This window comes from Stutzerimonas stutzeri (assembly GCF_000935215.1).
Lineage (GTDB): Bacteria > Pseudomonadota > Gammaproteobacteria > Pseudomonadales > Pseudomonadaceae > Stutzerimonas.
This window is the reverse complement of record NZ_JXXD01000063.1, coordinates 1-11,846: the sequence shown is the minus strand read 5'-3', so window position 1 is coordinate 11,846 and position 11,846 is coordinate 1. Positions and strand designations below refer to the sequence as shown.

Annotated in this window: 14 protein-coding genes and 1 pseudogene; 3 read left to right on the top strand and 12 right to left on the bottom strand. The window is 66.6% G+C overall.

Features of this window, described 5'->3' with window-relative positions; genetic code table 11:
• From LO50_RS24635 to LO50_RS25205, 6 genes and pseudogenes are all read right to left on the bottom strand, one after another.
• Nucleotides 1–119, bottom strand: a pseudogene (locus tag LO50_RS24635) (sodium:proton antiporter); the annotation flags it as partial.
• Complete coding sequence (locus LO50_RS08350; protein WP_014821872.1) at nucleotides 112–405, bottom strand: cation:proton antiporter; 294 nt, start codon at nucleotides 403–405, stop codon at nucleotides 112–114. The gene LO50_RS08350 and the pseudogene LO50_RS24635, both read right to left, overlap by 8 nt.
• Nucleotides 398–649: a monovalent cation/H+ antiporter complex subunit F gene (locus LO50_RS08345; RefSeq protein ID WP_044314691.1), complete on the bottom strand. Its 252-nt coding sequence runs from the start codon at nucleotides 647–649 to the stop codon at nucleotides 398–400. Before LO50_RS08345 ends, LO50_RS08350 begins: the two co-directional genes overlap by 8 nt.
• On the bottom strand, nucleotides 649–1,140 hold the full coding sequence (locus tag LO50_RS08340) for a Na+/H+ antiporter subunit E (protein WP_044314690.1): 492 nt from the start codon (nucleotides 1,138–1,140) through the stop codon (nucleotides 649–651). The genes LO50_RS08345 and LO50_RS08340 overlap by 1 nt, the downstream gene beginning before the upstream one ends.
• Before the next feature lie 159 nt (nucleotides 1,141–1,299).
• Complete coding sequence (locus LO50_RS25210) at nucleotides 1,300–1,953, bottom strand: dienelactone hydrolase family protein (RefSeq protein ID WP_201775185.1); 654 nt, start codon at nucleotides 1,951–1,953, stop codon at nucleotides 1,300–1,302.
• Nucleotides 1,950–2,618, bottom strand: coding sequence for a phosphoribosyltransferase (locus LO50_RS25205; protein ID WP_044314689.1), 669 nt, complete (start codon nucleotides 2,616–2,618; stop codon nucleotides 1,950–1,952). Before LO50_RS25205 ends, LO50_RS25210 begins: the two co-directional genes overlap by 4 nt.
• Nucleotides 2,619–2,880: 262 nt before the next feature.
• Between LO50_RS25205 and LO50_RS08325 the strand changes: the two genes are divergently transcribed.
• The 3 genes from LO50_RS08325 to LO50_RS08315 all read left to right on the top strand — a co-directional run bounded on the left by LO50_RS08325 (nucleotide 2,881) and on the right by LO50_RS08315 (nucleotide 6,931).
• Nucleotides 2,881–3,966, top strand: a complete 1,086-nt coding sequence (locus LO50_RS08325) for an ABC transporter substrate-binding protein (protein ID WP_044314688.1) — start codon at nucleotides 2,881–2,883, stop codon at nucleotides 3,964–3,966.
• Nucleotides 3,953–6,325, top strand: a complete 2,373-nt coding sequence (locus tag LO50_RS08320) for a putative bifunctional diguanylate cyclase/phosphodiesterase (protein WP_044314687.1) — start codon at nucleotides 3,953–3,955, stop codon at nucleotides 6,323–6,325. Before LO50_RS08325 ends, LO50_RS08320 begins: the two co-directional genes overlap by 14 nt.
• 126 nt (nucleotides 6,326–6,451) lie before the next feature.
• Entirely contained in the window at nucleotides 6,452–6,931 is a 480-nt protein-coding gene (locus LO50_RS08315; protein WP_044314686.1) for a BCAM0308 family protein, read from the top strand.
• Between the two features lie 16 nt (nucleotides 6,932–6,947).
• On the opposite strand, the gene LO50_RS08310 is transcribed toward LO50_RS08315, so the two are convergent.
• From LO50_RS08310 to LO50_RS08285, 6 genes are all read right to left on the bottom strand, one after another.
• Nucleotides 6,948–7,622, bottom strand: a complete 675-nt coding sequence (locus tag LO50_RS08310) for a DUF1028 domain-containing protein (protein WP_044314685.1) — start codon at nucleotides 7,620–7,622, stop codon at nucleotides 6,948–6,950.
• A gap of 67 nt (nucleotides 7,623–7,689) precedes the next feature.
• A complete protein-coding gene (locus LO50_RS08305) occupies nucleotides 7,690–8,028 on the bottom strand; it encodes a c-type cytochrome (RefSeq protein WP_023444509.1) in 339 nt (112 codons plus the stop codon).
• Nucleotides 8,029–8,082: 54 nt separating this feature from the next.
• The gene (locus LO50_RS08300) at nucleotides 8,083–9,351 is read right to left on the bottom strand and encodes a PQQ-dependent sugar dehydrogenase (RefSeq protein ID WP_044314684.1); all 1,269 of its coding nucleotides are present in this window, start codon (nucleotides 9,349–9,351) and stop codon (nucleotides 8,083–8,085) included.
• A gap of 152 nt (nucleotides 9,352–9,503) precedes the next feature.
• A complete protein-coding gene (locus LO50_RS08295; RefSeq protein ID WP_014821882.1) occupies nucleotides 9,504–9,962 on the bottom strand; it encodes a YehS family protein in 459 nt (152 codons plus the stop codon).
• Between the two features lie 63 nt (nucleotides 9,963–10,025).
• Complete coding sequence (locus LO50_RS08290; RefSeq protein WP_044314683.1) at nucleotides 10,026–11,414, bottom strand: sigma-54-dependent transcriptional regulator; 1,389 nt, start codon at nucleotides 11,412–11,414, stop codon at nucleotides 10,026–10,028.
• Nucleotides 11,407–11,846: sensor histidine kinase (locus LO50_RS08285; protein ID WP_044314682.1), on the bottom strand; the 440-nt coding region annotated here is incomplete at its 5' end. The genes LO50_RS08285 and LO50_RS08290, both read right to left, overlap by 8 nt.

Here is an 11,846-nt window from a genome sequence, read left to right as displayed (position 1 = left end):
ACCAGCCCGAAAGCAATGAACAGCAACACGCCGGCATACAGCTGGCGCACATGCAGCGCGCCACCGGCCAGACCGAGCAGCAACAGGCCGAGGACCGCATCCAGCAGCCAGTCAGTCATCGCCGTCCTCCTCGTCGGATTGACGTGCCAGCAGCTGACAGGCGGTGGCGCCGGAGGCCAGCACCAGCAGCCAGATCAGTAGCATCTGCGCGACTTCCAGCACCCCGCCAGCGCGCAGCGAAAGGCCGGCGACCACCAGGCCGAGGCCGAGGGTGTCGGCCTTGGTCAGCGCGTGCAGGCGACTCAGGGTATCGGGAAAGCGCAGCAGACCGATGCTCCCGGCGGCGAAGAACCCCAGCCCACCGGCCAGCAGCAGCCAGCTGAAGAAGTCGAGCAGTTCACTCATGGCGGCTACGTCGCAGCAGCTGTACCAGCGCGGCGCTGATCATCGCCGCCAGCAGCGCCAGCACCAGCGCCGCATCGCGCAGTGCCGGCGCGCCCTGCCACTGCGCCAGCACCAGCAGAAGCGCCGCGCCGGTGGTGCCGAACAGCTGCACGGCAAGCAGCCGGTCGACCCGTCGCGGGCCGAGCAGTACGCGCCACAGACCGATGATCAGGGTCAGCAGCAGAAGTGCGCAGAACACTGCCATCAAGGCCGCCCCTCCGCGCCAAGCAGCCGCTCCAGGCGCAGTTCCAGTTCGGCCACGGTGGCTTGCCAGGGCAGGCGCTCATCCAGCACGTGCACACGCATCTCGTCGGCATCGACTCGCGACGCCAGGGTCCCGGGCAACAGCCCGACCATCGCCGAGAGCAACAGGCGCACCCGCGGCGACTGGCTGGTGAGCGGATAGGGATGCCACGCCGGCTGCAGCGGACAGCGTGGCTGCAGCGCACGCCGCGCCACGTCCCAGCCACCGAGCAGCATGTGTTTGAGAAAGAAGCCGAGAAACGCCGGCAGCGCCGCCAGGCGCATGGCCATCGGGCGCAGGCCGAGCCAGAGGCTCAGGACGACGGCCAGGGTGATCGTCGGCACACCCAGCACCCAGCCCTGCCCGGCAGCGAACAGCGCCCAGAGTGCGGTATAGAGCAGTGACCAGAAGAGTGCGTCGGTGGCTCCGCGACGCCATGCGGCCTGTGTCATCACAACCTCCTTGGCATTCCGATCTTTGTTACAAGTCGAGGCCAAGAGTTCGCCGCTGTCCATCAAACACCGCGAAGAGCCTTGTATCAGCAGATTGCCGTTCGGCCTGGCCAGCGGTACTGCACCGCCTGTTTCTCCCAGCTGCGGCCCGCGGCAGGATCAGCACAGGTGTCTCAGGAACCAGTCGCCGGCCAGCCGCGCCACCTCTTCCAACGTGCCGTGCTCCTCGAACAGATGCGTCGCGCCAGGCACCATCACCAGCTGATGCACGCACTGCAGGCGTGCAGCCGCCGCTCGGTTCAGCTCCAGCACTTCGAGGTCGCCGCTGCCGACGAGGAACAGCGAGGCCGCCTTGACCCGCGCCAGCGACAGATCCGCCAGGTCGACCCGGCCGCCACGCGAGACCACCGCGGCGATGTCCGCCGGACGCGAAGCCGCGGTGGTCAGCGCCGCAGCGGCGCCGGTGCTGCTGCCGAACAGACCGATGCGCAGCTCGTGCAAGCGCGCATCGCTGCTCAGCTGGTCGACCACGCCACTGAGGCGCTGACTGAGCAGCGGGATGTCGAAACGCAGCTGGCGAGTGATCTCGTCGATGGGTTGCTCGTGCTTGGTGAGCAGATCGAAGAGCAAGGTCGCCAACCCCATTTCGTTGAAGCAATGCGCCACGCTGCGGTTGCGCGGGCTATGCCGGCTGCTGCCGCTGCCGTGGACGAACACCACCAGACCGGTGGCCGCAGGCGGCAGGCACAGCTCGCCGTGCAGGCGTGCCTTGCCGAGCGTGAAGCGCATGGGTGTCACCGCAAGCGCGGTCATGCCGCCTGCCCTCCCTGGGTCCACGCGCGCTGCAGCAGCTCCACCACCTGACGGTCGGGGGTCTGCTCGAAATGCTCGTACCAGCGGCCGATGGCATACAGGTCATGGGGTACATGCAGGCAGACGACGCGATCCGCCAGTTTTTCCAGCTGCGCGATGCTCTGCGCAGCCGCCACCGGCACCGCAACGGTGATGCACGTCGCGCCCAGGTGGCGCACCGCCTGCACCGCGGCGCGCATGGTCGCGCCGGTCGCCAGCCCGTCGTCCACCAGGATCACGGCACGCCCGGCGATGAGCGGCGGCGGTCGTTCACCGCGATAGGCCTGTTCGCGCCGCTGCAGCTCGTGGGTTTCCTGGGCGATGGTGCCGTCGATCTCGGCCCTGGAGACGTGGATGTACTGCACGATGTCGTCGTTCATCACACGCACGCCGCCGCTGGCGATGGCGCCCATAGCCAGTTCGCGATTGCCCGGCGTGCCGAGTTTGCGCACAACCAGAATGTCCAGCTCGAGGCCCAGCCGCTGTGCCACCTCGAATGCTACCGGCACACCGCCGCGCGGCAATGCCAGGACCAGCGCATCGCGCCAGTCGGCATCCTCCGCCAGGCGCTCGGCCAGCGCCACACCTGCCTGGACTCGATCGTAAAAGGGGATCTTGAAGGTCATGGCAGGCTCCTTGGTTCCGGCACGGGCTGTATTGGAGTCTGGCTCAAGAATCGAGTGCCGGCAGGCCATCTGCGACGAACAACCCGTTTGACTGCCGGGCTTCGCGCACCGCCGATCGGAACGGATGTGGCCAAGATTACAAATTCGTTGCCGCCGGCCCTCTGACGCCATTAAAGTGCCATCACCCGTTGCCGATAACCCGGGCAGACCCGTCGAATGTGCTGCCACTGCGACGGCGGCCAATGCCTGGGATGGATGACCAATGACCGAGAAGAACAACAAACCGGCGCCATGGCGTATGCGCAGCACCCTGCTGATGACGGTCAGCCTGCTGTTTCCCTCAACTCCCGTGCACGCGGCCGAACACCTGACGCTGCTGACCTGGGAGGAATACCTCAGCGAAGCGGTGATCGAACGCTGGCAAGCCGAAACCGGGGTCGAGATCAGGCAGATCTACTTCGATAGCGGCGACAAGCGCGACGAAGTCCTCGCCAAGCCCGAGCATCAGATCGATATCGCCCTGACGGAGCTGATCAGCGCCTCGCGCTTTGGCGCCCGCGGCCTGCTGGACCCGATCGACGACAAGCAGCTGCCGACGCTGCGTCATGTCCCGCAACGCTGGCGCAACAGCTGCGGGCGCTACGGCGTGCCCTACCTGTGGGGCACGCTCGGCATCGCCTATCGCAGCGACCGCCTGGAAAGCGCGCCACGATCCTGGAAGGACCTGCTGCAACCGGCTCGCGCCGACGAGCCACACATCATCATGATGGAGGATCACGAGGACATCCTCGCCAGTCCGCTGATCCTGCAGAACCATTCGATCAACACCTCGAACAACGACGAACTCAAGGCCGCCTTCGACCTGCTCATGACCCAGTCCAGCGCCGTGCTGACCTACGAGTACGTGATCACCTCACTGCGCAGCCAGCGCTACCTCGACCAGGCCGACATGGCCCTGGCCTACAGCGGCGACCAGCAGGTGCTCAACGAAGTCGAAGGGGTCGACGGCGGGCCCTGGCGCTACGTGGTGCCCGAAGAGGGCACGCTGCTCTGGGTCGATTGCCTGTCGATACCGACCGGCACCGCGAAGAAGGCGCTGGCGCGGCGCTTCCTCGACTTCCTCCAGCAGCCGGAAATCGCCGCCCTGAATGCCGCCGATCTGGGCGTCGCCACACCGAACGCTGCGGCGCAGGCCCTGCTACCGGCGGATATCCGCGCGGATTCGACCATCTACCCGCCGGAAGCGGTGTTTGAGAGAAGCCAGGTCTACGAGACGCGACCGCTGGAGGGCACGCAGACGCGGCGGCGCATCATCAGTGCACTGATCAACGCCCATGACGCTAGGTAAACGCACGCTGCTGGTGATCTTTCCGGTCATTCTGATCATCCAGCTGGTTGCCTCGACCACCGCCTACCTGACCCAGCGCGCCTCGCTGCTGGGGCTGGAGCAGGCGCGCCTGGAGCAGCAGCTCTCGGCGCTGACCTCCGCCTACCTGGACTATGAGGCGTTCAATCGCAGCGTGCTCTACTCGATCATGGATAGCGAGGCGCTGCTGCTGTTCCTGCGCGAGTCGGACACCGACTTTCGCAACGACACCCTCGGGCTGCGCATCCAGCAGAGCATCCGCTCGCTATCCAATACCGAGCTGACCTTCGTTTCCCTCGCCGTCGTGCAGCCCGATGGCAGGCCGGCCTACTACTTCGAAAGCAGCCTGTCGCCATTCGCCTCGATGAATGCGAGCCAGCAGCGTATCGTCAGCGAAGCCAGACGGTCTTCGGCATCCGGCAACACCCTCTACGTCGAGCAGGCCAATGACGACCCGCTGCTGATGAACACCGACTTCATCCTGCCGGCCTCCAGCAGCCGGCCACTGCCAAGCCAGCGCGCCGAGGCCTTCGCCATTCAGCTGGCGGTGCGCCCGGAGCGCTTCCTCAAGCTCAAGCGCAGCCTGGAAAGCGAATACGGTGCGCCTGTCGAAATCTCCGACGAGCCGTTGCCGGCGGTCGCCGGGTTGTCCGCCGGGGTTTCGCTGTCGCGTTCGCTGCATGCTCGGCTGACACCGGCGTCGCACTACACCGCCGAGCGCCTGCAGACCCTGGGGCTCGCCTTCATCGCCGGCGGCGCGCTTATTTGCCTGATCTCCATCGGCCTGCTGCTGTGGCTGATCCGCCGTTCCATTACCGGCCCCATCAGCCAGCTGGACGACCAGCTCACCGACCTGCTGCTGTGCAAGCGCGACGCGCTCGACGAGCCGACCGATGGCGGCGAGATCGGCCGGCTGACGGTGAACATGAAGACCCTGCACGACCGCAACACCGAAGCGCTGCAACGCATCCGCGAAATATCCTGGGAGGACAGCCTGACCCAGGTCAGCAATCGGGCGCACTTCGGCGTGCTGGCCAATGCCATGTACGAGCAGTGCATGCGCACGCACAAGCGGCTGGCACTGCTGTTTCTCGATCTGGACAACTTCAAGCAGGTCAACGATCAACACGGCCACGAGGCCGGCGACGCTCTGCTGCGAATCTTCGCCCAGCGCGCCCGCGGCGTGCTCGAACGTCATCGCACCGACTACCCGCAGACGGAAACGGCCCTGGCGCGTCTGTCCGGCGACGAGTTCGCCATCCTGCTGCTGAGCGAAACCGGCGACGGCGGCCTCCAGCAATTGTGCGACGCGCTGCTCGGCCTCTGCCGCGGCGGGTTTCGTCTGGAGGATCGCCTGTATCCGGTCAGCGTCAGCATCGGCACCGCCTGCTACCCGGAAGATGCGGACTCGATCACCCAGCTGCTCACCCGCGCCGACACCGCCATGTACCAGGCCAAGGCCGAGGGCAAGAACACTGCGGTGGTCTTCAGCGGCGAGCTGGAGCGGCGCAACGAGCGAATCCGCCTGATCGAAGACCAGCTGCGCGAGCTCGAAGGCGACGACCAGCTGCGCCTGGTCTACATGCCGGCGCTGGATCGCGAAGGCGCAGTGGTCAGTTGCGAAGTCCTGCTGCGCTGGCATTCACCAATCCTCGGGACGGTTTCGCCCGGCGAATTCATTCCCATCGCCGAACGCGCCGGGCTGTTCCCGAAGATCGACAGCTGGGTCATCGATCATGCACTGGCGGAGTACCCGAAGCTGGTGCAGCTGTTCGGCGAAGGGGTGCTGCTGGCGATCAACGTGTCCTCCGCGCAGCTGAACGACGACCGCATCTGCCGCTACCTGGTCGAGCGCGCCGCACACCATGGCGTCGCGCCGGGTCGAATCGAGATCGAGCTGACCGAGACCTATGCCGCCGAACTGTGCAAGAACACCATGGAAGTGGTCCAGGCCATTCGCCGCGCGGGCTTCCGCGTCGCCATCGACGACTTCGGCGTCGGCTATACCTCGATCCAGCAGCTGCTCGAGTACCCCGCCGACACCATCAAGCTGGACATGGCGATCATCACGCGGCTGACCCGCCCGGAAATGCAGTTGAGCCTCAGCGCGTTGATCGACTTCTGCCATGCCCAGGGCAAGCGCGTGAATGCCGAGGGCGTCGACAACATGGAAAAACAGTCGGCACTGCTGCAGGCCGGCTGCGACCTGTTCCAGGGCTACCTGATCTCGCCGCCGCGCTCGCTGGCAGCACTGGAGGACTGGATGGCGGTACGCAACCGCGCCCAGGGCACGCTGCGCCTGGAACAGCTGACGCAGCGCGTCGAAGCGCAACCCTTTTGAGCACGCCGCGTGTGCGCTCGCGCGACCGATCATCGCAACCGGCAATCGTCGCGCCCAGCAGGCGGAAGAGCCCTGCAGCCTGATCTACGCTGCAAAGGCACCCTCCCAATCATTGAGGCCTTCGCCATGGACAAGACGCGCGACAAGCTTCTGCAACCCGAACACCATGACCCCTACCTCAAGGCCTGGCATCAGCGCAGCGACACCCTCTGCCCACAATGCGGCGCCGCCTACCAGGCCGGACGCTGGACCTGGCACGGCCTGATCGATGCGAGCAACGCAGAGGAAGCGATCTGCCCGGCCTGCCAGCGCATCGCCGAAGACGTATCGGCCGGCACCATCAGGCTGCGCGGCGCCTTCGTCAAAGCGCACGTCGACGAGCTCAGCGGGCTGATCCGCAACACCGAGGAAAAGGAGAAGGCCGAGCACCCGATCGAGCGCCTGATGGCCATCAGCGACGAGCCCGACGGGTTGCGCGTGACCACCACCGGCCTGCACCTGGCGCAGCGCATTGGCCACGCGCTGAAGGCCGCCTACGACGGCGATCTGAAGATCCACTACGACGGTGAAGAGTATTACGTCGACGTGCTCTGGCAGCGCGACTGAGCCAGCAGACCGCAGTTCAGATGGTCTCCTCGCCGGCTGCCCCGGCAGGATTGGCGCGCGTCGACATGGCGAGGATTTCCGGCACCACGTCGCGCGCGAACACATCGTGCAGCCGGCGCAGCTCGGCGAACGGGTCGGGATGATGGTCGACGCGGATATCCCAGAGCGGGTACTCCTCGTTATCGACCACATACACCGTTGCCGATGACTCGCCATGGCGATCGCCGCCCTGGGCATCGCCGGCGGCGATCGACTCCATCAAACGCTCCACCAGCGGCAGGTGTGCGCTGCGCTCATAGGCTTCGCAGGCGGCCTCCAGCACCTCGCGCCCCTTGAGCCGGTTACCCTGCACACAGAACTGTTCGCCGGCGATCGAGCCGGCCCAGGGCAGGCACTTTTCCCCGGTCCAGCAGGACGTGCGGCCCTTGCTGTCGATCACCGCGCACTGGCGCTGGCTCATACAGGGATCGGTGCGCCGCAGCCGCTCCAGCACCTCGGCCGCCGGGCTGAACTGGCGCAGGAAACGCAGGCCGTCGATACCGAGGTACGGATTGATCTGTGCCTGGGTCGCCACCGCCCCGACATGGGCCGCCGCGTGGGTCAGCAACTTGCCCACCGCGGGCATCGCCGTGGCCGCGGCCACGCCGAACTGACCGGTGCGCGGGCAGCGGGCGATGATGGAAAAGGTCATGGGTGTGCTCTCTGGATTCGTCAGGGCTTAGGCCCGGGCCGAGCGGCAAACGTTCAGAGCGGGCGGCTCACTCGGGCAATTCGACACTGACCTTGATCGCCGAATACCAGGCCGTGACCGCGGCGATATCCTCGTCGCTCAGCCCGGAGGCGATGACGCTCATCTGCGGATGCTTGCGCTCACCGGAGCGGAAGGCCTGCAGCTGGCGCGCCAGGTACAGCTCGCCGTTGCCGGCCAGGTTCGGTGCATCGGCGACCGTGGCGATGCCATCGATGCCGTGGCACGCGGCGCACATCTTGGCCTTGGCCTTGGCCGCGGTCAGATCGGCCGCCAGCGCCGGAAGGCAGGCGCTGCCCACCAGCAATGCCAGCACCAGGGACAGCCACCGCTTGAGATCCATCGACATGCAGAAATCCTCGAATGGCGCCGGCTACCGCGAACGGCAGCCCGGCGCAGCGGCTCAGTTGCCCTGGTAGGAGATGCGGTAGATGGCCCCGGCAGTGTCGTCGCTGACCAGCAACGAGCCGTCCTTGAGCTGGGCGACATCGACGATGCGGCCGTAGTACTCGCCGGTTTCCTCATCCAGCCAGCCTTCGGCGAAGGGCACCGTCTCGCCGGACGGGCCGCTGCCATCGGCCTCGAACGGCGTGAACATCACCCGCGCACCAGCCGGCACGGTGCGGTTCCAGCTGCCGCGCTGGGCGCTGAACAGGCCGCCGCGGTACTGCTCGGGAAACTGCTTGCCGGTGTAGAAGGTCAGGCCCATGTCCGCCGCGTGGGCGGTGGTTTCCACCACCGGCGAGGTCAGGCCCTCGGGCGGGGTCTCGTCGGCATATTCGTTGGTGCGCACCTGACCACCGCCATACCAGGGCATGCCGAAGCGCATGCCTGCCTTTGGCGCATGGTTGATTTCGCCCGGCGGCGTATCGTCGCCCATGCCGTCGACCTGGTTGTCGGTAAACCACAGCTCCTTGCTGATCGGGTTATAGGTGATGCCCACGGAGTTGCGCACACCGGTGGCGTAGACCTCGCGTTTGCTGCCGTCGCGCTCCATGCGCACGATGCCGCCGATGCCGTGCTTGGCGTACAGGTCGAGCTTGTCCTTGGGTGGCACGTTGTGCGGCTGACCGAGGGAGATGGTGAGCTTGTTGTCCGGGCCCACGGCACAGACCCGTGCGCCGTGGTTGTAGCTCTCCTCGTCCTTTGGAATCAGCTCGCCGGTCGGGACCACGATGTCCGCCGCCACGTCCGGCCCCTCGTAGAAGAACTCCGCCGCCGGGAACACCAGCACGCGGTTGTGCTCGGCGACGAAGAGGAAGCCGTCCGGGCTGAAGCAGGGGCCGGGCTGGGTGAAGGAAATCGCCGGAGCGAAGCGCTTCACTTCATCGGCCGTGCGGTTCTTGGTGCGGTCGGTGACCGTCCACAGATCGGTCTTGCGGGTGCCGACGAACACCACCCCGCTGGAAGGCCCAACCGCCATGTGACGGGCATCCGGGACTATGGCGTAGAGATCGATGCGAAAACCCTCCGGCAGCTTGATGCGCTTGAGGTTGCCGCGGATGGCGTCGGCGGTGGGTCCATCCTGGGGGATGGTCTTCATGTCCAGCGACTGGCCGGTGGTCTTCATCGAGCGCATGCGCTCCAGTGCTTCATCACTGGTCGGCGCCGCAATCGCAGCGGCACAGCTCATCGCGAGCAAGGCGCTCAGGGTCAGGCAGGGAATCTTCATGGCACGCACCTCAGGGCACCGCCGCGTGGGGCGGTCATCTTGTTGTTATGGCGTTCCCGGCGACGAGCTGCGCACCGGGCATGCGGCTAGCTACCTGCTTGAGCGTAGCGGCCGCCTGGCCATTTACCACTTGAGGTGCCGTGCGGTGTGGATCAACCCTGGCGCAGCGAAAGGCCCTTGAGGAAATTGCGCAGCAGCTGATCGCCGCAGGCGCGGTAGTTGCTGTGGCCGGGCTTGCGGAACAGCGCGCCGAGTTCGGATTTCGACAGCTGCAGGTCGGCGGCATGCAGGATCGCCTGCAGGTCTTCGTCGCGCAGCTCGAAGGCCACCCGCAGTTTTTTCAGGATCTGGTTGTTGCTGACCGGCAGCTCCAGCGGCGGTGCCGGACGGCTTTCGTCCTTTCCGCGCTTGAAGTAGATCAGCCCGTCGAGAAAACGCGCCATCGCTTCGTCCGGGCATTCCTGATAGCCGTCCTCGTCCTCGCGGCTGAGCCAGGCGCGAACCTCGGCCTCGTCCACCGTGCAGCCACCCAGGGCGGCAATTTCGGCCATCTGTGCATCACTGGCCTTGAGGGTGTAGCGCAGGCTGCGCAGGACGTCGTTATTGAGCATGTTCGCTCCTCACTGAGAAAAGGCCGGCAGTGTGCGCTTTCGGGCGCCCTGCGGCGAGTCCGATCAACCGTCTTCACGCTCGCCGAGGCGACGGTACAACGTGCGCCGGCCGATGCCGAGCAGGGCCGCGGCGCGGCGCTTGTTGCCGTCCACCAGCTTCAGCACATGCTCGATATAACGCAGCTCCAGCTCCTCCAGAGTCGGTAGCAGCGGGCCATCGCTGAGCTGAGCGAGCAGTTCGGCGCCGGCACTGCGCGCCTTGTCATCACGATAGTCGGCGATGCGGCTGGGCAGGTGCTCCAGCTCGATGCTGCGCCCGTGGCAGAAGGTCACCGCACGCTCGATGGCGTTCTGCAGTTCGCGCACGTTGCCCGGGAACGGATAGCGTCGCAGCTGCGCCAGTGCCGCCGGCGCGATGCCGCGCACCGGCCGCCCGCTACGCGCGGCAAAGTGGGCGACGAAGCCGGCGGCCAGCAGTTCGAGGTCCTCCTCGCGATCACGCAGCGGCGGCACCTGCAGGATGAAGGTTTCCAGGCGGAAGAACAGGTCCTCGCGGAAGGCCTCACGGCCGGCCTCGGTTTCCAACGGGCGGTTGCTCGCCGCGATGATGCGCACATCCACGCTCAGCTCACGCTCGGCACCCACCGGGCGGATCGTGCCTTCCTGCAGCACGCGCAGGAGCTTGGCCTGCAGCGGCAGCGGCATCTCGCCGATCTCGTCGAGAAACAGCGTGCCACCGTCGGCCTGCTGGAAAAGTCCCTTGTGCGCGCGGTTGGCGCCGGTGAAGGCGCCAGAGACATGGCCGAAGAATTCGCTTTCCAGCAATTCGGCCGGCAGCCCGGCGCAGTTGATCGCAAGGAATGGCCCTCTGGCACGTTCGCTTTCCGCATGCACGGCGCGGGCGACCAGCTCCTTGCCGGTGCCGCTCTCGCCGATCACCAGCACCGGCCCCTCGGCGCGGGCAAGCTGGCGGATCTGATCGAACAAGCCGCGCATAACCCGGCTACGGCCGAGCATGCCGTGGAAGCGATCATCGCTGAGTAGCTGCTGGAAGCGCCGCACCTCGTCGCGCAGGCGGCGTGTCTCCAGCGCCCGGGCCACCGCCAGGGCGAAATGCTCCAGGTCCAGCGGCTTGGTAAGGAACTCGTCGGCGCCTTCCTTGAGCGCCGCTACCGCCTGCTGAATGCTGCCGAACGCGGTGATCACCAAGAATGCCGGCGCCGCCTGCATCGTCCTGACCCGTCGCAACAGCGCCATGCCATCGGCACCGGGCAGGCGCAGATCGCTGACCACCAGCGCCGGCTCCCAGCTTTCCAGCGAGCCGACCGCCTCCTCCGCACTGGCCAGCGCGCGCACCTGCAGGCCGCGGTCTTCCAGCTCCTCGACCAGCAACTGGCGCAGGCTGTCGTCGTCCTCGACCAGCAGGACCCGCTCCTGCGTCACTTCAGTCATGCTCGACCTCCTCGTCGATCAATGGCAATGCGATACGGAAGGCCGCGCCCGGCAGACCGCCGTCGACCAGCTCGATACGTCCACCGCACTCGCTGACCACGCCATGGGCAACCGCCAGCCCCAGCCCACTGCCCTCGCCCACCGCTTTGGTGGTGAAGAACGGCTCGAACAGCGCGGCTCGGTTCGACTCGGCAATGCCGGGACCGTCGTCCTCGACCTGCAACATCAGCTCGGCAGCATCACGCCACCAGCGCAGGCGCACCAATCCGCCAGGGCTGGCCTGGGCGGCATTGCGCAGCAGATTGGTCAGCGCCTGCTCGAAACGCGGCGGGTCGACCCGGCAGTACAGGGTTTGTGCCGGTGCCTGCAGCTCCAGCCGAACCTGCAGCGCAGCCAGCTCATCGGCCACCGCCGCGGCTGCCGAATGCGCCA